Consider the following 25,337-nt stretch of genomic DNA (forward strand, 5'->3'; position numbering starts at 1 on the left):
ATAAAAGCCGTCATGGTTGCCCCATGGCGGTCAAAAAGTAATCGAATTCTACATGGTTTGGACGTCTAAAACACCCTATTTTTACATCTTTTGATGTGAAAAACACATGAATATAAATAATTAGTCTATTGTTGAATATTATAAGTATCTGTTTATGATTGGCTAATAACCGAAACTAATGACATAAAAGGAATCGTTATACTTAATGGGCCAAACAACGATCCACAGAAAGCACAACTTTGATGAAGGGGAGCCGCTAGCACCTTGGCGCGAAAAAATTCATGAAGTAATTTTCGAAGCCGATACCCCTTGGGGGAAAACCTTTGATGTTGTCTTGATTATCAGCATTTTCGCAAGTGTTGGCGCCGTCATGCTCGATAGTGTCGAAAGTATATCGACCAAGTATCGTTGGTCTTTATGGGTAGCAGAATGGACTTTTACCGCCTTATTCACCATTGAATACATACTTCGCCTTATTTGCGTCAGAAAACCGATGCTCTATGCCAGAAGCTTTTATGGCATCGTCGACTTACTGTCTATATTGCCGACTTACTTAGCCTTATTTATTGTTGACGCCAAATACTTCCTCGTCATCCGAATACTGCGTGTTTTACGGGTTTTTCGTATTTTCAAACTCGCCAGTTACATTGATGAAGCCGGTGTCATGATGAAGGCGCTGAAAAACAGTCATGCCAAGATCAGCGTGTTCCTCTATACCGTGGTCTTACTGGTGGTGATATTCGGTTCGCTAATCTACGTTATCGAAGGCGAAGAAAATGGCTTCACCAGTATACCCAAGTCAGTCTATTGGGCCATCGTTACATTAACCACCGTCGGTTATGGTGATATTTCACCACAGTCACCACTCGGGCAGTTCCTCGCCTCTTGCATCATGATCATGGGTTATGGACTAATCGCCGTTCCCACCGGAATCTACAGCGCCGAAATTACGCGCCAAGCGATTAAAGACCAAAAAGCCAAAGAAATCACCAACAACGCTTGCCCATCATGCGCCTACGAAGGGCATGACGCCGACGCAGTACATTGTAAAAAGTGTGGCGCGGAGCTATAAAGCTCCGTCGTCATCATTTCTTTTCCGTATAAAAAGCCGCGCCTTCAAGGTAAAGCCCGCCGTAGATCTTGGCTTTTTCCGTTTCCATGCGCTCGGAAGACAGGTGAAGCTCTTCGAGGTTACGCTGGGTGATTTGTAGGGAGCCTTCAAGGATCTTTAAAGAATTCTCCATGGTGTAGGTCATTTCATGGATTTTGCCCATGTCTTGCGGTTTTAGTTCTTCAGCTTCGAGCATGGCTTGAAGTTTTGGGTTGTATTCTTGAAGCACGGCGATGGCTTCTTCAACCGTGTTAATGTCTTTGCCTTTGTAGTGACGAATTTCTGACGCGTTTACCGTTGCACTTAAAGTGATGATTAGAGCAAGCACGCTACTAGAAAGTAATTTCATGTGGATTCCTTATAATGTGTAAATAATAATCATTCCCATTATAAACTTAAGTGCCATCCTATTTGAATGGCTTGATTGAAATCTTTTTTAGAACTTAGATGTAATAAACTGTGCTGGTCATAACTTTCGACATGACCTTCATACCTGCTTTGATCGGTTTAGGTAATTCGGCGGCACCATTTTCAATGGCGGTGGTGGCGTGTTTTAGTTCTTCTGTGTGCATTTGCGACAATATAGCTTTGCTTTTGTGATCTTGCTCAGGAAGCTTTTCTAAGTGATCTTCGAGGTGTTTACAGACTTGGTTTTCCGTTTCGGCGACGAAACCGAGGCTCCACTTGTCGCCAACTAGCCCAGCTACTGCGCCAATGGTGAATGAGCTGGCATACCAAAAAGGATTAAGGTAACTTTCGTGGCTGTTAAGCTCGCTGAGGCGTTGGCTACACCAGGCAAGATGGTCGATTTCCTCTTGCGCCGCTTCTTCCATCTCTTGGCGGATTTCAGGTAGCTTAGCGGTTAGTGCTTGACCTTGATACAAGGCTTGGGCGCAAACTTCCCCAGTATGATTAATGCGCATCAGGTTAGCCGCATGCGCCTGTTCGTCAGCAGTCATCTCTTGCTCAGAAACCTCAGACGCAGGATTAGGACGTGGAGCTGTGTCGTAAATTCCTTTGGTGGTTTTTAGGGCGGAGTCGGCTACCATACAGAGCCTGTCGAAAAAACTGTATTGGCGCATAAGAATTATCGGTAAAATCGTGTTATAAATTCATTTTAGCGTTAAATCATAATAAATAGAACAATGGAGTCGGATTAAAATTTATGGCGAGCATCACGGAGCAGAATGACCTTCATATTTTGATTAGGTCGAAAAATCCTATTTTAGTGATTGAAACTCACGAAGAAAATCGTGCGATGCAACTGATTAATCAAGTAGCAATTAATATCAATAAGCCGGTATTCGGCTGGCACCTGACCGAAGGCTTGAGACGGCAGGAAGTCGCTGGGGATAGCTTTGCTGCCTTGGGTAATACTAAGACTGCTGAAAGCTGTTTAACGCATATTAAGAAGATGGAACGCGAAGGTCTTTATGTATTGTGTGATATGCACCCTTTTCTAGATGCGGAGCACCCACAAAATATTCGATTGCTACGTGATATTGCTCTCAATTTTGCGAAAAATAAGCAAACCATCATTCTTATTAGCCATAAGATTAAGCTTCCTGACGAGCTGAGAAGGCTTTCCCGTTCATTTCAGTTAAAATTACCCGATGAAAAAGATTTAGAAAGTATTATTCGCAAAGAGGCGGCGCGCTGGGGCATACAAAATCCTGATAGGAAAGTACGTACCGATAAAAAAGTATTGTCACAATTAATCAAAAACCTGCGTGGACTGTCTTGGGCTGATGCCGAACAAATGGTGCGCAACCTAATTTATGATGATGGAGCTATTACCGAAGATGAAGTGGATGAGGTTAATCAGGCTCGATACAAACTATTGGATTTGGACGGTGCAGTTCACTACGAATGCGAAACGGCGCATTTCGCTGAAGTTGGCGGCATGGTCAATCTGAAAAAGTGGTTACAGCTCCGACAAAAAGTATTCTTAAGTGATACAGATTTAGGCTTGGACATCCCCAAAGGGATTATGCTAATGGGGGTTCAAGGTAGTGGCAAATCATTAGCAGCAAAAGCTGTCGCGGGCATGTGGGGAATTCCACTACTGAGACTAGACTTTGGTGCTTTATACAATAAATGGCACGGTGAAAGCGAAAAGAACTTACGCGAGGCGTTAAAGCTTGCGCAAACTATGTCACCTTGTGTTTTATGGCTTGATGAAATCGAAAAGGGTTTAAGCACTTCTGATAGCGATGGTGGAACTTCAAAACGAATGCTCGGGACCTTGTTGACGTTTATGCAGGAAAATAAGAGCCCCGTATTTTTCGTGGCGACGGCAAACGATATTAGCGCTTTACCACCAGAATTAATTCGTAAAGGTCGTTTTGACGAACTGTTTTTTGTCGACTTACCGGACGAAATGGCTCGCCAAGAAATCTTTAGAATCCACTTAGAGAAGCGTAAACAGTCTGGAGTGAACTTTGATTTAGTATTACTTTCAAAGCATACTGAAGGCTTTAGTGGCGCCGAAATTGAGCAGGCGATTGTCTCTAGTTTATACGCTGCTCACTATCAGGAAAACCCTTTAACGACACAAATGATTCTTGATGAAATAGCGCAGACAAGGCCTCTATCGGTGGTTATGGCTGAGAAAGTCACGGCACTGCGCGATTGGGCTGAACAGCGAGCTGTTAAAGCGAATTAATTGGTTTTGAAACAAAATTAGGTGAAGTATGAAATTAATTTACTCCGATGCATCGCCTTATGCGCGAACAGCGCGTATTGTGGTGCGAGAGTTAGGTTTGAGCGATAAAGTTGAAGAGATCGCACAACATCCGTTTGATAATCCCAAAGAGCTAATCGAAGCTAATCCTTTGTGCAAGGTTCCGTGCTTGATTGACGATGACGGCATGGCGATTTTCGATAGCCAGGTAATTGCAGAATATTTAGATAGCAAATTTGGTAGCGAGAAGAGACTGTTCAAATCAGTCAATAATGATTGGCAATTGAGAACGTTATATTCGCTAACAAGAGGCCTGCTAGATACAGCCGTGGCATTGCAGCAAGATAAGATGCGCGATGAAGGTCAGTCTGAGTTCTGGCAAGAGCGATTTTATGGTGCACTAGATCGCGGCTTAGCCTATTTACAAAAGCATTTAGCGAGTTATCCAAAGCAGTTTGAGGTTTTGTCAATTAATACGCTAGCGCTTGTCAGTTACTTGCGTTTTAGACACCCTGAGTATACTCGGCTGGATGGTTTTACGAAACTTGGTATGTGGTTTGATGAATTAGAAAACCGCCCGAGCGTGACTCAGACGGTTCCTAAATAGTCGTTTTATAAAGAATAAAACAATGAAGACGTGGTTTCTTGACTACTTCTTCTGCCAGCCACCGCCAACTTTGATGTAGTGACCAGCTTGTGTGCGGTCGATGTTTCGACGTGCAGCTATGGCCTCGATCTCTGCAAGTGTTTTGTTATTTGCTTTAGCTTGCTCAGCGTAGATATCACGGCGCTTATCATTGACCGATTCGACCAAAGCTTTAACGTCAGCAGTCGCTTTTGACATGTCGACAATGCCAACGTAGCCATTTGAAAGTTCACCGACAACACCCTGATCTTTTAGAGTACCAAGGTTTGCGGCGAAAGCTTGCGCCGTTAAAAGTAAAGCGGCAGATACTGTTAGTGCAAATTTTGTTAGAGCTTTCATCTTACTCTCCTAATTTTAGACCTATATTCTAGAAAGAACTAAAATCGTTACGATCCTTATTAATGTAGGGTTAGCGACTTAGAACAAGCCTGACTCTTCAGTGAGAGCTTGATCGAGCGCCTTTTCAACTTTTACCACAATCTCATGCTTAATGGTGAAGTCACCAATAATGTGAATGGGCTTGTCGGGTGCTTGCAGCTTTACTGTGCAACCACTGGCGACTAATAAAGCCGTCAAGATGGCGCTGAAAGCGAAGTATTTTTGCTTGGTCATAACCAAATCCTTATCATTTATTTCAAGCGCTTATTGAGTATATGTCATAAGTGCTATGAGCCATGTTACACAGTATAAAACAATAACATGAATTATTACTGAATGTTGAGAATTTGCTGTTGCTTTAAATCATCCAATATAGGCTTCGTCATATCCCCAGTTACAATCATCGAGTAGAGAAGCTTGGGTAATTTCCCTCGCAAGGTCAGATCGAGCTTTACTGGGAAACCATTATAAAGGTTTGGATTCGAACCAAGAACATTCAAAGCGATAGTATAATCACCTTCTAGATTGTAATTAATCGTGCCAGAAAACTCTTTATAGTGAAAATTTTCAAGGGCTTGGAAAGCAATATTGGCATTTTTACTATCTTTGGATTTAAGCTTTATGATGCCCTCACCTAAGGCTTTAAAGTGGCCATTGGTGATTTGTTGCCCTTGCTCACTAACAGTCAAGGGCAAAGTAAAGTCAAAGCGGCCCGTTAATGTTAAATCTTGGCTATTCAATGCTTTGAGTAAAGCATTAATATCAATGGAGCGGAGGTTAGTGATAAATGGTGAAATTCCGTTTTTGTTAATGGTGAGGCTAGGAATACCTATTGTGCCATTTAAAAGCTTACCCTTTAGATCGATGATCTCAACACTATCAATCGTGTGTGGCATTAAAAAAGAGATATCGGTGATCGCAATATCTGTCGCCAGCTCGATACTTTCGATATGACTTTTTAGGGTACCGGATAGTTTAGAACTCGAGGTTAGGGAGTCTTCGATGGTCCAATTCTTAACCTCAAACTCATCATATTTAAGATTGAATTTGTCGAGTTTGAGCTTGCCGTTAAAGAATAGTCCTACCGGATCGCCATCGAGGGAGCTGATCTCCAGATTACCGGCATTAAAGCTAAGTTGAGGATAGTCCTTAAACACTGTAACCCAGCTTCTAATAGTTGAAACGGGTAACGAAGACTGCTTGATTTTAAGGTTATGTTTGGAGTTGGCTAGATTGAACTGGTAATTAAAAGGGACCTTAGACTGTTGGTGGCTTAAGCTTCCTTGGGCAAAAAAGCGATCGTTTAACTTGCTCCAGTCAAGTACGCCTGAAATATTTGTAAAACCTACTTGTTGACCTTTGTAGTTGGCGCTGGAAAAGGAGAGATGACCTTTTGGCGACTGATTGGTGACAAACTGTATGCTGCCTTTGAGTCCGCTTAAATTTAACGGTTGCTGCTTTAACGATAACTGATTGAGCTGGTAGTTACCGGTGAGCAAGCCACTAGGGGCTTTTGTGTTCTGGGTGTAATTAAGTTGTGCCGAGACACCCTTGGCTGAGAACTGCTCGGCATCAAGCTGTAACGTTGGGTTGACGGGTTTGTCTAAACTCAGATTCCATTGATGATTATTCTGTTTGGCATTTGCAAAATGAATAGCTGACTGACCTTTTAGGGTCCAGCTATTCTGCGCAACTGTGGCGGTCGAGTTATTACCGCGGTAGCTTACAGGAGCTAAGCTAACTTTTGCACTAGCGTCCTTAATCAACAAAGAAGATTGATGTAACAGCGCCTGCGTGGTCATCGAGAAATTCAGAGTGTCTGACTTGGCTTGATGTTCGGGCGACTTAAACTTTGCACTTATGCCATTGACCGCTAATGAAAGCATCATTTGTGCCCGTTGCGCTTCAGCGGTCAGGGCTTGATTAAGATCAAGTTGCAGTTGGGATAAGGATACCGCCGCAGTCACGGCAGGGTTCGTCACGTTAATATCTAATCGCCCATGTTCTATCGAAAATTGCTGCTTGGTAGGGTGGTATAGGAAATTAGCGCTTTCTACAGGCGATAAAGCTAGGTGGTACTGAGGGTTTAGTTGCTTGAGGTTCGAGTTGATATAGTTTGCCTGAAGCAACTCGTCGAGTTTTTTGATTAAGCCGAGCTTCTGGGCATCGAGCTGAGTCGACATCGAGCTAGTGTCGAGCAAATTCAAGGAGATGCTATCATCGAGCTCAAGCGATCCTACAAGATCAAATTGAACCGGTTCAATACTAAGCTCAATACCGGGCTCAGCATAAAATTCAGTGATGTCTAGTAGCCCCTTGGCATCAAACTTCCAGTGTTTCGTCGAGTGCGGTTCGGCTTCTACGGTAAGCTGGCTTCCAGCCTGTGTCACTCTTGCTGAAAGTTGTGTCAGTGTCTGCTTTACTCTTTGAGCCTTAGCCTCAATCGCAAACTCTTTATCAAGAAAAACAAGCTGGGTGCTTAGGCTGGCGCTATTGGGAGTTTCTTTAATTGTAATATCATTGGCAAGGATGGACTGAACGGTCAGTCCGTCGAGTGTTAGCTTTTTAATAACAATGTCAGAGACAGGTAAGTTAGGTAAAGGGATAATCTGGGCTACTTCACTTTGTTGGTTACCAGAGCGTGACTCTGGCCATTGTAAGTGTGCGCTTTGTGCTGAAATTGAGATTAGTTTGCGCTGCCATAGAGAGTAGCCTAACCTAACCTGTTTTAAGTTTACGGTGTAACTATTGCGGGCATCAATATCGTCGCCTTCCGGTGCAGACGTTGATAGCACCAGTGTTAGATTGTCGATATCGGTCGAGGTAAGACCTGGTCTTTTGAATTCTAGGTTTTGTAGTTTTATAGACGGTGGGAGAAATTTACTAATTTGGCTCGGAACCCACGAAGGGGCTGTCCAGTAGGCGATGGCTAACGTTAGTGTGATCAGTAGTAAAAACCACAGAGTTATTTTTAGTGTTGTTTTAAGCCAGCTTTTCTTAGGGGTTGCTTTTGATTGCACGAGAAAATTCTAAATCCTTGTTATTTCACTACTCGAAAGTCCAAACCAGTGTAACACGAAGTGGCTTATCTATTAGAGTAAAGCACATAAGAATCGTTTCATAGAATTAAATAGTTTTTCGGACGCATGAAAAAAGGCGCCGAAGCGCCTTTAGAACAGTCAGTCTAGACTAATACTTGTGATTACTGCTCACGAGCGATAGCGCGATGACCGATATCAGTACGGTAATACACCTTATCCCAGCTAATCTTGTCGACCGCTTGGTAGGCTTTTTGCTGTGCTGCCGTGACGCTATCGCCTAAAGCAACAACGCAAACAACCCGACCACCGTTAGTCACGATGTTGCCGTCTTTTTCAGCTGTTCCGGCATGGAACACCTTGCCGATAGTGTTGGTATCATTAACTTGGTCTAGACCAGTAATAACGTCGCCTTTAGGGTAACTATCTGGATAACCGCCTGCGGCCATAACCACACCTATTGCCGCGCGTGGATCCCACTCGGCTTTAGCCGTGTCTAACTTGCCATCAACCGCAGTTAAGCACAGTTCCACTAAGTCCGAGTTTAATCGGCACATGATAGGTTGAGTTTCTGGGTCACCGAAGCGGCAGTTAAACTCAAGAACTTTTGGCACACCGTCGCTATCAATCATCACGCCAGCATACAAAAAGCCGGTGTAAGGGTGGCCTTCTTTAGCCATACCTTCAACCGTTGGCACTATAACTTGCTGCATAATGCGGTCATGCATTTCAGGTGTCACGACTGGAGCAGGAGAATAAGCTCCCATGCCACCAGTATTAGGGCCTTTGTCGCCGTTATCGCGAGCTTTATGATCTTGCGAGGTGGCTAGCGGCAAAATGTTTTCGCCATCAACCATGACGATGAAGCTCGCTTCTTCGCCTTGCAAGAACTCTTCAACCACCACGCGGTGACCTGCATTACCAAACTTATTGCCCGCAAGCATGTCGTCGATCGCGGCATCAGCCTCGGCTTCATTTTGCGCAATGATAACGCCTTTACCAGCAGCTAAGCCGTCGGCTTTGATGACAATTGGCGTGCCCATTTCACGAACGTAAGCTTTCGCAGGCTCAATCTCAGTAAAGTTTTGATAGGCTGCCGTTGGAATCTTGTGGCGTGCTAAAAAGTCTTTGGTGAAAGCTTTAGAGCCCTCAAGTTGAGCTGCACCTTTGGTAGGGCCGAAGCACTTAAGACCGGCGTTATTAAAGGAATCAACCACACCAATCACTAGTGGCGCTTCTGGGCCAACAATAGTCAGTTCAACTTGATTGTCTTTAGCGAAAGCGACCAGTTCATCGATCGCTTCAACACCAATGTTCACGTTCTCAACTTTGTCTTCAAGTGCGCTACCTGCATTGCCTGGCGCAACGAATACTTTAGTCACTTTGTCAGACTGGGCAGCCTTCCATGCCAAAGCATGTTCGCGACCACCACTACCGATAATTAATACGTTCACTCGTCGTTCCTTAGATCAGTTTTAGTGACGGAAATGACGCATGCCCGTGAAGACCATGGCCATATCATTTTCGTTTGCAGCTTCGATAACTTCGTCATCACGAATCGAGCCACCTGGCTGGATGACGGCGGTAATACCCGCTTTAGCTGCCGCATCAATACCATCGCGGAATGGGAAGAAGGCATCAGAAGCCATTACTGAACCGCGAACTTCAAGGTTTTCGTCGGCCGCTTTTATTCCGGCGATCTTAGCACTGTAAACGCGGCTCATCTGGCCTGCGCCAACACCGATAGTTTGGCCGTTTTTGCAGTATACGATGGCATTTGATTTAACAAACTTGGCAACTTTCCAGCTGAATAATAAATCGCGCATTTCTTCTTCAGAAGGTTGGCGTTTTGTGACGATACGTAAATCATCATTGAAAACCATGCCTAAATCGCGATCTTGGATTAATAGTCCGCCGTTAACGCGCTTGTAATCATAAGACGGAACCGCTTCTTGCCACTGGCCACACTCTAATAAACGGACGTTTTTCTTTTCAGCAACGATGGATTTAGCATCGTTATTAATGCTTGGTGCAATGATCACTTCAACAAACTGACGATCAACAATCGCTTTGGCTGTTTCAGCATCAAGTTCACGGTTGAAAGCGATAATACCACCGAAGGCAGACGTTGGATCCGTGGCGAACGCTAAGTCGTAAGCTTGACCGATGGTATCAGCGATAGCCACACCGCATGGGTTAGCGTGCTTTACGATAACGCAAGCTGGTTGCTCAAAGCTTTTTACGCATTCAATAGCGGCGTCGGTATCAGCGATGTTGTTGTAAGACAGTGCTTTACCTTGCAACTGCTTCGCTGTTGAAACACTCGCTTCTTGTGGATTGTGCTCGACGTAAAACGCTGAGTTTTGGTGGGGGTTCTCGCCATAACGCATATCTTGTGCTTTTTTGTATTGCACAGAATAGGTTGGCGGGAATTCACTGTTTTCTTCAGCGGCTTGAACGCCTAGGTAATTCGAGATTGCAGCGTCGTAACGTGCCGTATGTGCAAACGCTTTAGCTGCAAGGCGGAAACGGATGTCTCTATCCACGGCGCCTTTTTCTTCGATTTGCTGTGCAACCTGGTCGAAGTCTTCATTTTCAACGACGATCGTTACATCTTGGTGATTTTTAGCCGCAGAACGAACCATTGTAGGGCCACCAATATCGATGTTCTCGATAGCGTCTTCAAGCGTAGAATCGCTTTTTGCGATAGTGCTTTCGAAAGGATAAAGATTGACCACCACCATATCGATACCGATGATGTCGTGTTCTGCCATGACGCTGTCATCCATGCCACGGCGACCTAGAATAGCACCATGAACTTTTGGGTGTAGCGTTTTTACACGGCCATCCATCATTTCAGGGAAGCCGGTGTAATCAGCAACGTCAGTTACTGTAATATCATTGTCGCGTAATAATTTTGCAGTGCCGCCAGTAGATAAAATTTCAACACCTTTAGCGCTGATTCTCTTGGCGAATTCAACTACTCCAGTTTTATCAGAAACGCTAATCAGGGCGCGCTTAACCGGACGATAGTTTGACATGTTGTAGCTCCTTAAAAATTAAGAGTTGGACTGTGATTAGCAGATCGGTGACTCTAATTTTAATTGGTCGATTTTACAGTAAGTTGTAACGCTTTAACTTTTTACGCAAAGTACCACGGTTTAAGCCTAGAACTTTTGCAGCTTTAGTTTGGTTATTACGAGTGTGTTCCATGATGGCGCGCAGAAGCGGCTCTTCAACTTGTGATAAAACTAAGTCGTACACATCGTTCAAAGGTTGACCTTGCATTTGCTTCAAATACTGTTGCATAGAAATCGCAACGTGCTCGCGCAAAGTAGGGTTAGATTGGAAGCTTGAAGTGTCGCCCTGTGCAACTCCTTGTGAAAGAGGTGCCTGATTAAGAGCTGCTTGTGTGTTAGTTGTCGTGTCAAAAATTGTCATGCTGCTTTAGCCTGTTGCTTTTGTTCAAAATAAAGGTTTAAAACGTCTATCTGCTCAGCGCCGTCATCGATACGATTGAAGGTGCTACGGAATTCTTTGCTGTCGGCCTGTTCTTGCAAATACCAAGAAACGTGCTTACGAGCAATTTTAGGGCCCATGTGATCACCGTAGAACTGATGAAGCCCTAGGACATGACGAATCATGACCTTGCGAACTTCTTCAATACTGGGTGCTTCTAGGAACTCTCCCGTCTGCAAATAGTGCCAAATCTCACGAAATATCCAGGGGTTCCCCTGTGCCCCTCGACCTATCATCAAAGCATCTGCACCGGTATATTCCAGTACGAACTTTGCTTTCTCAGGGTTGGTGATATCGCCATTAGCAACCATAGGTATATCGATCGCCTGTTTGATTGCCGCCATAGTGTCGTACTCTGCGAACCCTTGATACTTACAAGCGCGTGTTCTGCCATGGACAGCTAACGCTTGAATACCATTGTCTTGCGCAATTTTCGCAATTTCGACACCATTGCGATTATCAGGATTCCACCCTGTTCTTATTTTTAGCGTTACCGGCACATCGACCGCATTAACCACCGCCTTGATGATGTCTTCAACCAAGTCAGGGTATTGCAGAAGCGCTGAGCCAGCTGCTTTTTTACAAACCTTCTTTGCTGGGCAACCCATGTTGATATCAATGATCTCTGCGCCATTCTCAACATTGTGTTGTGCGGCTTGAGCCATCATCTCAGGTTCTGCGCCAGCAATTTGAACCGAGCGGATACCGGGTTCGCCGCTATGGTCACTACGCATTAGGCTTTTTTTGGTATTCCACAGTTTGGGATTTGAAGCCATCATCTCCGAAACCGTCATACCCGCGCCTAACTCTTTGCACAAAATACGAAAAGGACGATCCGTTACACCAGCCATGGGTGCAAGAATTAATGGATTATCGAGTTTGTACTGTGCTATTTGCATAATGAGTCAGCTAGTATCCAACGCATCACTCAACACCGTGCAGATGCTTGAGTATCAATACTGTGGGTTCAAATTAAGGTCGCCGATCATACACTTTTTCATGGGGCTTTTGAACGAATATTGTTTAAAAAACCAACAATATTTTGCTTGACAAATGACCAGTGTTAACTAAGACACTAAAGTATAAGAACTATTCAACGAGTTCGACTTGGTAACCGCTATAGTCAGCGATTTCGTTATTGAAGGTAAAGGCGATGTGAACCGACTGATTAGGCTGGATCAAATCGTTGTGATTCACTTGAGGCAAATAATACTGCGGTTTATAGACTGGGCTAGGAAATTGCTTGCCCTTGATGTCGCTTAAAATAACCCGCATTTTTGGGTAGGGCTGGGGGAATTCTGCCACATTCTTGAGCACCATACTGACCTCTTTTTGCCCGCCACGGGTAATATTAACCTCAATGGCGTTAACGCGATATTGATTAATATCTTGGCGTGGCGCGAGTTGGCAGCCAAATACCGAACATGACGCTTGATAGATTGGACGCCAGCTTTCCTGTTGGCCGAGGGAGCCTTGGTTTGGCCATAGGTAAAAAAACCACAAGCCGAGATAAACTAAAATCAAGCTTGCAAGGCCATAGAAAGACCATTTGATATAGTGTGGCCGCTCTTTAACTTCCTTAGATTCTTCTTCTATATCTAATTGATAGTGATCGGTTTTGTCGATTTGAGTGAGCTCAGGAATAGCGCTTGAAACTATTTGCTCTTCAGCTTCCTCCACAGTCTCAGACATTTTTGCCTTTTGGCTTTCTTTGTCTAAAGATACGAGGGAGTCGGTGGCGAGGAATAGTGAGTGACAATTACCACAACGTACGTGACCCGAAGCAACTTCTAGGTGCTCCCGACGTAGCTTAAACACTGATTTACAGTGTGGGCAATTGGTTAAAAAGGTTTCACTCATAATGTATTTTCTACAATGCGATATATCCTACCCGTGCATTTTGCTAGCAACAGCGGCTAACAAAGCAGGATTAGATTGTTATAGTTTTTGTCCTGATAGTCGCGCCCAGTCTTCTTCTTTGGCCACTGGGTCCATGGTAAACCATTGACTATAAAGCTCTTTTAATTCTTCTGCCTGACTTTCAAGAAGCCCTGATAATACCAGATTTCCACCGCTTTGCACCGAATATGCAATGGATTCTGCCAACTGGCGCAGAGGTTCGGCCAAAATATTGGCCACTAGGATATCAGCCCTAGGTAATTCCACGTCTTCTGGTAACCCTAAAATTAGGCGCTCACTTTGAATGCCATTGCGCTCAAGATTTTGCTTGGTCGCTTCGATGGCTTGCGGGTCGATATCCACTGCATAAACTTTTTCCGCACCGAGCAATAGGGCGGCAATGGCTAAAATGCCTGAACCGCAGCCATAATCGATAACGATTTTTCCGCTTAGGTCAGCACCATCCAACCATTGCAAACACAAAGAAGTCGTCGGGTGTGTGCCAGTACCAAAGGCTAATCCGGGATCGAGTTTAATGTTCACCGCATTCGGCTCAGGAGCTTCGCACCAGCTAGGCACGATCCAAACGCGTTCGCCAAACTGCATCGGCTTAAAGTTATCCATCCAGCTTCGCTCCCAGTCTTGGTCGCGAATGATTTCCCACTCATAACTGTCGCCAAAATGCTGGTAAAAGTCGCTATTTTCGAGCAACCCGTCCATCATCTGCGTATCAGTTTCCGCATCGAAAAGCGCCAATACGATGAGGTGTTCCCAAAGGGGCGTTTCGCCAGGTAGTGGCTCTAAAATCGGCTTATCTTCTGCATCAAGAAACGTCACCGCCAACGCACCAAGCTCCATCAAATGATCGCTTAAGCTGTCGGCGTCGGAGTGTTTATAGTCGAATTTTAGCTGGATCCAAGCCATAGGAATTTTTGGGTTTACAATTTTGGGCTTATTATAAGGGGAAAGTGGGGAATCTACTAATTTGGTTCGAAGTTAATTGTCATTCTGCTTTTCGACATTCGTTGAGTCCCTTTCTCTTATTTGTGTAAGAGAAAGGAACCAAAGAGAAGCACACCCCTATAATGAGGTCATTCGAGGAATGACTTCCCGCTTTTCAGACAAAATATTTACGTACCAGAGTCTACAGCACTTCCTTGTGCTGAAAACTCCTATCAAAATCATCCAGATTTTGATCACTCTATTTTGTCATCAAGCGGCTCAATATAATGGGGAATAAAAAAAGCCGGCAGTTGCCGGCTTTTTGCTTACATATATCGACGTTTAGTCTTTATCGCCAAACATATGCTGTTCCAAGTAGTGGATGTTGGTTCCACCTTTTTGGAAGTTGGCGTCGGCAAGAATGCGTTGTTGAAGCGGTATGTTGGTTTTAATACCGTCAATAACGATTTCTTCTAGTGCCATTTGCATACGCTGAATCGCGACTTCACGAGTTTCGCCATAAGTAATCAGCTTTCCGATCATTGAGTCATAGAAAGGTGGCACTTTGTATGAAGCGTAAATGTGCGAGTCGATACGGATGCCTGGGCCACCTGGAGCGTGGAAACGCGTGATGACGCCTGGAGATGGGATAAAGGTTTCCGGATCTTCGGCATTGATTCGGCACTCGATGGCGTGACCTTTGAGCTGGATATCTTCTTGCTTGAACGACAGCGGCTGATTGCTGGCGATACGAAGCTGTTCTTTAATGATATCGACACCGGAAATAAGTTCTGATACTGGGTGTTCGACCTGAACACGAGTATTCATCTCGATAAAGTAAAACTCGCCTTTTTCGTACAAGAACTCAAAAGTACCAGCCCCGCGGTAGCCAAGTTGTTTACACGCTTGAACACAGCGCTCACCAATATGCTTACGCATTTGGTCGGTAATGCCTGGTGCTGGAGCTTCTTCGACCACTTTTTGGTGACGACGCTGCATAGAGCAATCACGCTCACCTAGGTGAATTGCGTTGCCGTGTCCATCAGCTAGAACTTGGATCTCAATATGACGAGGAGTCTCTAAGAACTTCTCCATATAAACCATGTCGTTGCCGAAAACAGAGCCGGCCTCTGACTTGGTTAAAGAGATAGCATTCAGCAACTCTTCCTCTTTACGCACCACGCGCATACCACGGCCACCGCCACCTCCTGCAGCCTTGATGATCACTGGGTAACCGATACGCTTACCCATGGCAAGGTTTTCTTTGTCGTCATCACCTAGCGGGCCGTCGGAGCCAGGTACACAAGGTACGCCAGCTTTTTTCATGGCTGCGATAGCTGAAACCTTATCGCCCATCAGGTTGATAACTTCTGCACTTGGGCCGATGAAGGTAAAACCACTGCGCTCTACTTGCTCGGCGAAGTCAGCATTTTCTGCTAAGAAACCGTAACCTGGATGAATGCCCACGGCGTCGGTAATTTCGGCGGCTGAGATAATCGCAGGGATATTGAGATAGCTTTCGGCAGCTGAAGCCGGACCGATACAAACGGATTCATCGGCTAAGCGAACGTGCATCAAGTCTTCATCGGCTGTTGAATGAACCGCAACCGTTTTAATACCCAATTCACGACAGGCTCGCAATATGCGCAATGCGATCTCGCCACGGTTGGCTATGACCACTTTCTCTAACATAATTATTTCCTACTCGTTTTAAGGGTTACTCGATGATAAACATAGGTTCGTCGTACTCGACTGGCTCACCGTTTGACACTAAGATTGCTTTGATTGTGCCCGAAACATCGGCTTCGATCTGGTTCATCATTTTCATCGCTTCAACGATGCATAACACATCACCAGCTTTGACTTGCTGACCAACTTCTACGAAATCTTTAGCACCAGGAGATGGCGCGGCGTAGAAAGTACCTACCATTGGCGAAAGCACTTTATGACCACTAACTTCGTCTTTAGCCGGCGCAGAGTCTGCCGCTGGTGCTTGTGGTGCTGGCGCAGGTGCCGCCTGTGGCGCTGGAGCTGCCGCGTATTGGATAGGAGCTGGCGCTGGAGCACTAGAGGAACGTGAGATACGAACCGACTCTTCACCTTCTTGAATTTCAAGCTCGGCAACACCCGACTCTTCGACGAGTTCAATTAACTTCTTAATTTTACGTAAATCCATAGTCTCTACCTACTATTAATTTTTTTGGATGATTTTAATGGCTGCATCAAGTGCATATCGATAACTATCGGCGCCAAAGCCAGCAACCACAGCTTCAGCGATATCGCTAAAGTATGAGTGGTGGCGAAAAGGCTCACGACGGTGAGGGTTCGACAAGTGCACTTCAATAAAAGGGATCTCTACCGCAAGTAATGCATCGCGGATTGCTACACTAGTATGTGTATAAGCCGCTGGGTTAATAACAATTAGCGACACATTATCAGCTTTTGCCTGCTGAATAGTTTCAACTAGTTGGCTTTCTGAGTTGCTTTGTAAACTTATTAGCTCAATATTTGTTGCTTCAACTTGTTTCTTGGCGGCCGAATTGATGGCGTCTAGCGTCAACTCACCATAAATATCGGTTTCGCGTTGTCCTAAAAGGTTCAAATTAGGACCATGTAGAAGCATTAATTTCGCCATCTAGTCTCCAAAACTATTTAACTTCGCTTAAAAGAGCTTAAAACCGCTCAAAATAAAAGAATCGTCTGAGCGATGTTTAGCAACCCTGCGGATAAGCAGTATTTCAAAGTTCGTGCATTTTACAGTAAATTACCAACAAATAACCACTTTTTGCAAGCGTGGTCAGACTTCTTTGATAATTTCATGCTTTGTTTAGCACTAGGGGGAAACCCCTATTTTACATTTGTTTAAAATCTGATAGCGTTAAACACTATACTATACGGAACTTGGTCAGTTAGGGGCTAATAGTTGCTCCGGTTCAAATAATAAAAACTTTCCCGGCAAGGAGACACCATGTACGAAGATATAAAGTTGCTATACCTTGAAGATGATAAAACTCAAGCAGACGCACTGATGGCAATTTTACAAGACTCTGGATACCAAGCCACTCATTGCGAAAACGCAGAGTCTTTTCTGGAAATATTACAAGCTGACGAGTTTGACTTACTGATTCTAGATTGGGAGCTGCCTGATATGTCGGGCATAGAGGCTTTGGAGCAAGTTCGATCATTCATGAACTGGCAGGGACCTATTCTTTTTGTGACTAACCGTGATGCCGAGCAAGATATCGTGGCCGCCCTCGAGAAAGGCGCTGACGATTATATGATAAAGCCATTTAGACGCTCTGAGTTATTGGCTAGGTTGAATGCATTGGTGCGTCGTGCCGGGTTACTGGATGAAGAAGCTCAGATAGAGGTAGGGCCGTTCACCGTCGATCAGCAACACAGAAAAGTGTTGGTCAATGGCGAGCCGGCAACATTAACCACAAAGGAATATGAGTTAGCGTTAATTTTATTTAAAAATGTTGGACGTCTTTTCTCAAGAAAGTATCTTCTCAAGCATATATGGGGCATTGAGTCTGAGATCAGCACCCGAACCGTCGATGCACACGTCAGTTCATTACGTCGAAAGCTAAGCATTCGAGCGGAGAGTGGTTATCGTATAAAAACAGTTTATCAGCACGGTTATCGCCTAGAAGAACTCATGGAGCCGAGTGTCGCAGTTTAAAGTTGTCGCGCTTTTACGTGCAGGCTAAACTCGGCTGGTCATAATATTCTGAATATAGGTAAATCGATGATGTTTAGTCGCGGTTTTTGGAGCTCAGCGATTGTCTTGGTGACGTTACTGGTTCCTCAGTGTTTCGCCGAAGATTGGCTGTATACCGTTCGTAAGGGCGACACCATTTGGGGCTTGTCACATAAATATTTAAAAGATCCGCTTAAATTCCAAGACATACAAAAGTACAACAATGTAAAGCTTGATCGACAGTTACCGCCAGGCGTAACGCTTAAGTTTCCTATGGAATATCTTAAGTTTGCTCCAGCAGAAGTTAACGTCAACTCCATTAATGGTGAAGCTTACTTTGTCCGCAGAGGTGTCAGGACTCCTTTAACCGAAGAGCAAAAGTTGGTGCTGGATGACATCCTAGTCACGAAAAAAGACTCGAGTGTGGCTTTGCTGTTTGCTGACGGCTCGGAATTATTATTGGGCGAGAACTCGGAACTTATCTTTGACGTTCAAACCAAGTGGGGCGAGACGGGAATGGTCGATAGCCGTGTGCGCTTGATGCAAGGCTCAGCGGAAGGTCGTGTCGAAAAGTTACGTGGTCCTGGAGCGAATTTCGAAGTACAAACTCCATCGGCTGTGGCCACAGTGCGGGGCACAGAGTTCCGTGTTCGCTTAGATAAAGAAAATGAAGGTATAGTCTTTAATGAGGTGAATGAGGGAACGGTTTCAGTTCAGTTACATGAAAATAAGGAGTCAGTGAAGGAAGGCTATGGGTTAATTACTTCGGCCAAACTACCGCTGACGAAACCTAAAGAATTGTTGCCTGAGCCAAAATGGGTCAATCCACGCTCGAAATACCCCGGACACCCAGTGACCGTTACTTGGCAGCCTATCGATGAGGCAATCAGTTATCAGGTGGAGCTTTTCAAGGATAAGGAGCTAACGGTTTTAGAATATAAAGCAACGGTAAACACTCATCAGTTCACTTTACCGGAGGTGGAGGTTGGCGAGTACTCGCTACGCTTGAGAGCGATAGATAAAGATGGCCTGCAAGGTTTAAATGCAACGCATCACTTTACTATTTCACCAGTGCCTACAAGTCCACAACTGAATACTTTTATCGAGGAGTATACTGCTGGAGAGTCATTAGAGTTTTCCTGGAAAGCGGCCGATGGAGCGACTCAATATCGATGGCAACTAGCCAAGGACCGACAATTCAGGAATATTGTTTCGCAAACTGACTTGAAGTCAAGGGTTCGACATATCCAAGAGGGCTTGCCCGCAGGGACGTATTATTGGCGCGTCACTGCCGGAAATTATCATGGCTTTGGTCAATATTCGGAGCCTAAACGTTTCGATGTAAAGCGACCGATACCGCCACAGTTAGTCTTGTCAGCTGAAACCATCACCACTGAAGATGCGCTAACTCTAAGCTGGAAGCCCGTACCCCTTGCTAAGGAATATTACTGGCAAGTCAGTACCGATGAGCAATTTAGGGATATCATCAAAGAGGGAAAGAGTCAGTCCAATCACTTAGTATTAGAAGGGTTCCCAGAAGCCCAGCTCTATATTAGGGTGGCAACGCTTGGTCCATATAATAGAAGCCGTTTCTCAGAAACACAGCGCGTACTAATCGAGCCGCAAGGCAATGGCAAAACGGCCTTTGGGATTGGTTCAGTGTTACTCTTTATTCTTCTACTATAAGGCATTTATAGTGTTTGTTAATCGTAGATTTTTAACAAAGGGTGGTATCGCCTTCGCAGCGATTCTAGCCATAATCACATTTTTCTTAACCTGTTTTAAGGTCCTTCAGCCACTGGAGTTACTGGCCTACGATCGTATGCTTCGTGTGCAAGAGAAGAGTTACTCCAAAGATGTTGTGATCATAGCGATGGATGAGAAAAGTCTGCGAGAATACGGCCCTTTGCCGTGGCCAAGGGAGCTACACGCCAAAGCTATCGATAGGCTTACTGAAGCCAAGGTCAAAGCACTGGGTTACGACGTGCTATTCGACAAAGTGAGCGGCCCAGGGGATGAAGCTTTAACTCAAGCGGTAAAGAAAAATGGCAAAGTTATTTTCCCAGTAGTTATTGATGAACTGATACAAGGCGGACAGCTGGTTGAGTTACAGCCCTATCCAGAGCTTTATCAGGCGAGCGTTGGGCTAGGTGTGGTTCATTTCGAGTTGAGCAAGGACAATATCGCGCGAGGCGTCTATCTCAAATCTGGGCTGGGTGAACCATACTGGAGAACATTCGCAGTTGAAGTATTGGATGTTGCGAATGGCGATGAGATCTATAGTTTCCCTTTTGAAAGTAATCAAGTCGCTGAATATTCTTATAATCTAAATAAAATAGAAAAAACGCACTATGCGTTAATTCCTTATCAAGAAAATAAAGATTATTTCACCAAAATCAGCTTTGTGGATCTTGTTGAAGGTAGAGTTGGATTGGATGTTTTGCGTGATCGCGTGGTATTTGTCGGGGTCACTGCAACCGCAGCCCGTAATGCGGACTTCCTTCCAGTTCCTGTCGATCGTGATGGACAGGTCATGTCAGGCGTGGAAATCAACGCCACGCTTTACGAAGGGTTGGCGAACAACAGCTTAATTCTGCCGATGAGTCAGAATTTTGTTAGTACGCTTTCGGCACTACTGGTCTTTGCATTATTTATGCTGATCCCAAGGTCGCTTCCAAGGCATAACGTTTACCTTGTATTGTTACTGGCCTTTACTTTGCTCTTTGCCAGTTGGATCCTGTTACACGGTGCGGGCTATTGGTTGCCGTTGGTAACGCCGGCGATTGTCATGGTTCTGGGCTATTTGATGTGGGTGTGGCGTGCAGTTGTGGCCAACATGACTTTCTTCATCAATACGGTAAAACGACTTCAGTACGAGGTGAGAAATAGCTTTGAGCCTGAAGTTAAGTCGAGTTATGAAAAGCATTTTCAATTTTGGAAGCGATTGAATTTAATTCAAGGTTGGTCCGAAGGGGTCGAAGATATAGCTGCATTCGATCGCAGTATTCCTATCGATATTAATAAAAGGCGCTGGCTGATCGATGTTGGTGAGCAGACAGACGAGGAGCGCAAGTTATTCTATAAGTTATATCGTCAGTCAACATTTGTGCAGAAGAAGCAGGCGCCGGCGGGAAGCGTTGTTGAAGAAAAGGTAGCCCAAGTCGAAGTAGCAATTAAGAAAATAAACTTCCTACGCCGATTTGTCGAAAAAACCATGGATAAAATGTCGGAAGCTGTATTACTTGTAGACATTTCTGGGGTTGTTTTTTATGCCAATATGGAAGCTAAAAAATATCTGGATGTTGATATTGGCAAAGATATATTCGACGTGTTCAACCAGTTAACTCTGCAAGTGGGTTCAGACTGGTCTGAAGAAATTAAAAAGGTCATGGTTGATGGTGTCGGCCGTGAGATACAGGCGATTAACTCTCGAAAACGTTATTATAAAATAGGTATTTCGCTTTTAGACAATGTTGAAGGACAGGATTTCCTCATTATCAATATGTCCGATATTACTCTAATTAAACGTGAACAACAGCGTCAGTTGGAAATGATCGATTTCATATCTCATGATCTGCGTTCACCTATGACCTCCGTTCTAGCTCTCCTAAATCAGTATCAAAGCAAACAAACCGATCTAACCGTTGATGAGCTTAATGCTGAGGTTGAGCGTTTGACGAAATCAAGCTTATCATTGGCCGAGCACTTTCTTATGCTTTCCCGAGCGGAAAGTGGGATCGAGATGCCTTTGTATCCGGTAGAGATTTTAAACAGTATCGATAGTGCCTTGGCAGTAGCGCGGCCACTTGCTCGAGATAAGGACATTGAGCTCAAGTTTGACTTTAGCCAGTATGATGATATTTGGTTGAAAGCGAATGAGGAGCTATTGGAGCGGGTGATCGTCAACCTACTCACCAATGCCATTAAATATTCACCGGCTAAGAGCCAAGTCGAAATCACGTTGGAACAAGGCGAGGACGGGGTTAAGGTGATGGTGGCGGACCAGGGAGAGGGAATTGATGCCGATCAAATGAAGACCATCTTTAAGCCATTCTCACGAATACGACGCCACGAAATGGCGAAAATAAAAGGGATTGGACTTGGTTTAAGGTTTGTTAAAGCCGCCATGCAGCGCTTTAATGGCACTGTGTCTGTACAGAGCGAGCTAGGTAAAGGTTCTTGCTTTGTACTGTTCTTCCCGACGTCTGTCATTGTTGATGATTAATTACTATTATTGTGCAACATCCATTATTTAAATTAATTAAGGTAATGAAAAAAGATCGTTGTTCTTATCAATTGTAGCGCCATAGAATACGGCCTATTCGGATAAGCCTTTTTTTGGAGCTAGGCATGTACAAAAACGTTCAAAAGCATTTGGCAATGATTGGCTTGATATGTGCTATTGTCATGTGGGCTGGATCCTTTGTCGCTATGAAGTACGCGATAGCTGAGTTTGGACCAATCTTGACGGTCTTTTTACGCATGATCCTGGCTGCCGCGGTACTGATCTTCTTTTTACCAACAATGGGTAAAAAGCAACAGTATCAAAAGGGCGACTGGTGGCTATTATTGCTTTTGGCGCTTTGTGAGCCTTGCCTGTATTTTATTTTCGAAAGCTATGCTTTGACCTATACCACAGCTTCGGAAGCCGGCATGATAACGTCATTACAGCCGATCATGGTTGCCGTAGCGGCCTATTATTTGCTGAAAGAGAAGCTCAATAGCAGACTAATTGTTGGCTGTTTAATGGCGGTTGTGGGTGTTATTTGGTTAACCTTGAGTGGCGAGAGTTCTGAACACGCGAGCAACCCATTACTGGGCAATACTTTAGAGTTCGGCGCAATCACGGCGGCGGCGGCATACTGCTTACTTGCGAGAAAATTATCCCAGCGTTACTCGCCAGTATTCTTGACGCTGCTGCAAATGATCGTTGGCACACTATTTTTCCTACCCTTCTTATTGATTCAAGACACGGCAATCCCTACTGATGTGTCGAAAGAAGCGATAGTCGCCATATTATTCTTAGCTTTTGGCGTCAACATTTTCGCCTTTACCTGCTACAACTATGCCTTTAAAACCATGACCGCCAGCAAGGTCGGTAGCATGATGAACCTATTACCAATAGGTACTTTATTTTTCGGCTGGTTAATATTGGATGAGCAGCTTAATGGTGTGCAATACATGGCCGCTGGACTGGTGTTACTTGGTGTAATTTGGTCACAAACTCAACCTCGAAGCACGGTCTTTATTGAGCACTATGTGATTCGTAAGTCGATGCGCGAAAGAGCCAAGGAGCGGTTGCGAAGATTGAAGCCAAATAGAAGCAAAGCTTCATAAACGTATTTAGTCTAAGCAATATTGAAATAATAGCTTAATAAATAAAAAGCCCCGAATGTTCTATAAAAAGACGTTCAGGGCTTATTTGTTGAGGGCTACTAATCAGCTAAAGGTTGAAGGCGGCGCGAATTCGTTGTTCGAATTGCTCAGCGTCTTCAAAGCCAGTGGCGCGAAAGCTGGGAAGCTCCTTACCTTCAAGATTGAAAAACATAATACTCGGCAAGCCCAATACATCATAAGCCTGTAACAGCTGCACATCATCAGCATCGTTAGCGGTAACGTCTGCTTGAAGCAACACAGTATTGCTAAGAGCCGCTATCACTTTAGGGTCGGTAAAGACTTTTTCTTCAAACTCATAGCAGGCCGCACACCATTCTGCGAAAAAATCGAGCATCACAGTTTTTCCCTGAGCGCTAGCCTCATTAACCGCCGAGTTAAGCTCGCCAAGGGTTTTAACGCGTTTAAAGGTTAAATGGCCCGACTGTGCTGTAATCTCTTTACTAGCGCTTACGTTGCTTGCTTGGCTAACATGTCCAAGGGGTTGCAGTAAGTTTTTCTGACCTTGCGCGCCACCTATAAACAGTAGAATTCCGTAGAGAATTGCGGCTAGGCCAAGACCTTTGAATAAGGTGCTCCAGCCTGCCCGAGGCAGTTGGTTACTGAATAGGTAATAACCCGGAATAATCGCTAGCAGACCCCAAGCGTACATATATAAGTAGCTAGGAAGTAAGTGTTTAACCAAGTAGAGCGCAACACCTAGCATGGCAACACCAAAGGCTGCCTTAATACCATCCATCCAAGGGCCTGCTTTCGGTAGCAACTTGCCGCCAGTCACACCAATAATGATGAGTGGTATCCCCATACCAACGCCGAGACCGTATAAAGAAACCGCGCCAAGCAGAACGTCTCCAGTTTGGGCGATCACCAATAATATCGCTATTAAAGGAACGGTAACGCAGGGCGACACGATAACTGCGGAAATTGCACCCATAATAGCGGTGCCAATATAGCTCCCTTTTTTCTGCTGATTGCTGCGCTCGCTAAGTTTCGCTTGTAGGCTTGAAGGGAGTTGTAATTCATAAAAGCCAAACATCGAAAGCGATAACAGAACAAAAATAATCGCAGCCGTAATCACCACGATTGGATTTTGGAAGTAGCCCGAAATAGATTGGCCTGCAAGTGCGACCACGATACCTAAAATAGTGTAAACGATTGCCATCGCTTGGGTGTAAGTCAGCGATAAACCAAAGGCTTTTCGTGTCGAAATATCTTTGCCTTGGCCTGCGATAATACCTGAAATAATCGGCATCATCGGGAAGACGCAAGGCGTGAAGGCAAGGCCGATTCCGATTAGTAGGAACGAAAAGAAGTTCGAGAATAAGCCCGATGTGGTTAATTGTTGTGACAGTTTTTGCTGTTCACTGACGTAGGCTTGGCTTTGTTTCTCGCTCGAAGGAGCTGCTTCTGCCGTGGTGCCATTGCTCGTTGTTTCAACGCTTTTCGCAGTTTCAGAGCTCCCTGCTGTGCCGACAAAATGGTTGAGCTTGACTTCGGTAGTGGTTGGTGGGTAACACAAGCGATCTTCGGCACAGCCTTGATAATCAACGACTAAAGTAAAGTCGCCGTTAGCTTTTTTAATTATGGCCGACGCTTCGAGGAAGTTGTAGTGAACCTGAGTGAGGCCTAAATAAGGGTCATCTTTCTCTTTACCCTCTGGAATATAAAGCTCGCCAAGCTCAGCGTCCGGGCTCGAAATATGCATTCGTTCAGAATACATATAGTAGCCATCGGCAATTTCAAATTTGACCAGAGCTTTATCGTCAACAATGTCGACACTGAGCTGAAACGCCTCTTCGACTTTAAGCAAAGAGTCTTGCTCACCCAGGATCTCGTTCAGATCTATGGTGTTGGCGGCATGAGCACTGGTGGTAAAGAGCAGCATAAAAGCTACGAATAGCCTAAACAAAATATTCATATAACTCATTGTCATCATCGGTTAAAAATCCATCGTTATAATACCAGTTTGGGTAGCAAAATCTTATGATTTACAATGACTTTACAATAGAGTGAAGGATGGTAAAGCA

The 25,337-nt window shown here is 44.7% G+C and carries 22 protein-coding genes; 7 read left to right on the forward strand and 15 right to left on the reverse strand.

All coding sequences use genetic code 11. From position 1 onward, the window contains the following. The first annotated feature begins 205 nt into the window (after nt 1-205). Nucleotides 206-1,072, forward strand: a complete 867-nt coding sequence (locus tag ABD128_RS08205) for an ion transporter (RefSeq protein ID WP_343989046.1) — start codon at nt 206-208, stop codon at nt 1,070-1,072. 13 nt (nt 1,073-1,085) lie between these two features. On the opposite strand, the gene ABD128_RS08210 is transcribed toward ABD128_RS08205, so the two are convergent. After that, complete coding sequence (locus ABD128_RS08210) at nt 1,086-1,460, reverse strand: DUF6746 family protein (RefSeq protein WP_343989048.1); 375 nt, start codon at nt 1,458-1,460, stop codon at nt 1,086-1,088. A gap of 94 nt (nt 1,461-1,554) precedes the next feature. Next, nucleotides 1,555-2,193, reverse strand: a complete 639-nt coding sequence (gene coq7, locus ABD128_RS08215) for a 2-polyprenyl-3-methyl-6-methoxy-1,4-benzoquinone monooxygenase (RefSeq protein WP_425545679.1) — start codon at nt 2,191-2,193, stop codon at nt 1,555-1,557. Between the two features lie 83 nt (nt 2,194-2,276). On the opposite strand from coq7, the gene ABD128_RS08220 reads away from it, so the two are divergent. Continuing rightward, complete coding sequence (locus tag ABD128_RS08220; RefSeq protein WP_343989050.1) at nt 2,277-3,776, forward strand: AAA family ATPase; 1,500 nt, start codon at nt 2,277-2,279, stop codon at nt 3,774-3,776. 28 nt (nt 3,777-3,804) lie between these two features. Continuing rightward, entirely contained in the window at nt 3,805-4,401 is a 597-nt protein-coding gene (locus ABD128_RS08225) for a glutathione S-transferase (protein ID WP_343989052.1), read from the forward strand. A gap of 42 nt (nt 4,402-4,443) precedes the next feature. On the opposite strand, the gene ABD128_RS08230 is transcribed toward ABD128_RS08225, so the two are convergent. The 12 genes from ABD128_RS08230 to aroQ all read right to left on the reverse strand — a co-directional run bounded on the left by ABD128_RS08230 (nt 4,444) and on the right by aroQ (nt 16,851). Beyond that, on the reverse strand, nt 4,444-4,779 hold the full coding sequence (locus tag ABD128_RS08230) for a YdbL family probable chaperone protein (protein ID WP_343989054.1): 336 nt from the start codon (nt 4,777-4,779) through the stop codon (nt 4,444-4,446). Nucleotides 4,780-4,857: 78 nt separating this feature from the next. Further along, nucleotides 4,858-5,052, reverse strand: coding sequence for a YnbE family lipoprotein (locus ABD128_RS08235; protein ID WP_110200517.1), 195 nt, complete (start codon nt 5,050-5,052; stop codon nt 4,858-4,860). Between the two features lie 95 nt (nt 5,053-5,147). After that, nucleotides 5,148-7,838 carry an intermembrane phospholipid transport protein YdbH family protein gene (locus ABD128_RS08240; protein ID WP_343989057.1) on the reverse strand — a complete coding sequence of 897 codons (2,691 nt, stop codon included), beginning with the start codon at nt 7,836-7,838 and terminating at the stop codon, nt 5,148-5,150. A gap of 182 nt (nt 7,839-8,020) precedes the next feature. After that, the gene (gene purD / locus ABD128_RS08245; protein WP_343989059.1) at nt 8,021-9,310 is read right to left on the reverse strand and encodes a phosphoribosylamine--glycine ligase; all 1,290 of its coding nucleotides are present in this window, start codon (nt 9,308-9,310) and stop codon (nt 8,021-8,023) included. A gap of 21 nt (nt 9,311-9,331) precedes the next feature. Then, nucleotides 9,332-10,897 carry a bifunctional phosphoribosylaminoimidazolecarboxamide formyltransferase/IMP cyclohydrolase gene (gene purH, locus ABD128_RS08250; RefSeq protein ID WP_343989062.1) on the reverse strand — a complete coding sequence of 522 codons (1,566 nt, stop codon included), beginning with the start codon at nt 10,895-10,897 and terminating at the stop codon, nt 9,332-9,334. 73 nt (nt 10,898-10,970) lie between these two features. Next, nucleotides 10,971-11,297 (reverse strand): DNA-binding transcriptional regulator Fis, encoded by a 327-nt coding sequence (fis, locus tag ABD128_RS08255; protein WP_343989064.1) that lies wholly within the window; start codon nt 11,295-11,297, stop codon nt 10,971-10,973. Further along, on the reverse strand, nt 11,294-12,274 hold the full coding sequence (gene dusB, locus ABD128_RS08260; protein ID WP_343989066.1) for a tRNA dihydrouridine synthase DusB: 981 nt from the start codon (nt 12,272-12,274) through the stop codon (nt 11,294-11,296). The genes fis and dusB overlap by 4 nt, the downstream gene beginning before the upstream one ends. A gap of 190 nt (nt 12,275-12,464) precedes the next feature. Continuing rightward, on the reverse strand, nt 12,465-13,235 hold the full coding sequence (locus ABD128_RS08265; protein WP_343989068.1) for a zinc-ribbon and DUF3426 domain-containing protein: 771 nt from the start codon (nt 13,233-13,235) through the stop codon (nt 12,465-12,467). Between the two features lie 78 nt (nt 13,236-13,313). Then, complete coding sequence (prmA, locus tag ABD128_RS08270; protein ID WP_343989070.1) at nt 13,314-14,198, reverse strand: 50S ribosomal protein L11 methyltransferase; 885 nt, start codon at nt 14,196-14,198, stop codon at nt 13,314-13,316. Nucleotides 14,199-14,558: 360 nt separating this feature from the next. Next, nucleotides 14,559-15,908 carry an acetyl-CoA carboxylase biotin carboxylase subunit gene (gene accC / locus ABD128_RS08275; protein ID WP_343989072.1) on the reverse strand — a complete coding sequence of 450 codons (1,350 nt, stop codon included), beginning with the start codon at nt 15,906-15,908 and terminating at the stop codon, nt 14,559-14,561. 25 nt (nt 15,909-15,933) lie between these two features. Continuing rightward, entirely contained in the window at nt 15,934-16,392 is a 459-nt protein-coding gene (gene accB, locus ABD128_RS08280; protein ID WP_343989074.1) for an acetyl-CoA carboxylase biotin carboxyl carrier protein, read from the reverse strand. A 15-nt stretch (nt 16,393-16,407) separates the two neighbouring features. Further along, on the reverse strand, nt 16,408-16,851 hold the full coding sequence (gene aroQ, locus ABD128_RS08285) for a type II 3-dehydroquinate dehydratase (RefSeq protein WP_343989076.1): 444 nt from the start codon (nt 16,849-16,851) through the stop codon (nt 16,408-16,410). A 333-nt stretch (nt 16,852-17,184) separates the two neighbouring features. Between aroQ and ABD128_RS08290 the strand changes: the two genes are divergently transcribed. From ABD128_RS08290 to ABD128_RS08305, 4 genes are all read left to right on the forward strand, one after another. After that, nucleotides 17,185-17,898, forward strand: a complete 714-nt coding sequence (locus ABD128_RS08290; protein ID WP_343989078.1) for a response regulator transcription factor — start codon at nt 17,185-17,187, stop codon at nt 17,896-17,898. A 66-nt stretch (nt 17,899-17,964) separates the two neighbouring features. Further along, nucleotides 17,965-19,602, forward strand: coding sequence for a FecR family protein (locus tag ABD128_RS08295; protein ID WP_343989080.1), 1,638 nt, complete (start codon nt 17,965-17,967; stop codon nt 19,600-19,602). 10 nt (nt 19,603-19,612) lie between these two features. Next, nucleotides 19,613-22,141, forward strand: coding sequence for a CHASE2 domain-containing protein (locus ABD128_RS08300; protein ID WP_343989082.1), 2,529 nt, complete (start codon nt 19,613-19,615; stop codon nt 22,139-22,141). A gap of 125 nt (nt 22,142-22,266) precedes the next feature. Continuing rightward, nucleotides 22,267-23,253 carry a DMT family transporter gene (locus ABD128_RS08305; RefSeq protein ID WP_343989084.1) on the forward strand — a complete coding sequence of 329 codons (987 nt, stop codon included), beginning with the start codon at nt 22,267-22,269 and terminating at the stop codon, nt 23,251-23,253. 106 nt (nt 23,254-23,359) lie between these two features. Here ABD128_RS08305 and ABD128_RS08310 read toward each other — a convergent pair whose 3' ends face one another. Next, a complete protein-coding gene (locus ABD128_RS08310) occupies nt 23,360-25,246 on the reverse strand; it encodes a protein-disulfide reductase DsbD (RefSeq protein ID WP_343989086.1) in 1,887 nt (628 codons plus the stop codon). Nucleotides 25,247-25,337: the final 91 nt, after the last annotated feature.

The sequence above is a fragment of the Kangiella japonica genome, assembly GCF_039523535.1.
GTDB lineage: Bacteria > Pseudomonadota > Gammaproteobacteria > Enterobacterales > Kangiellaceae > Kangiella > Kangiella japonica.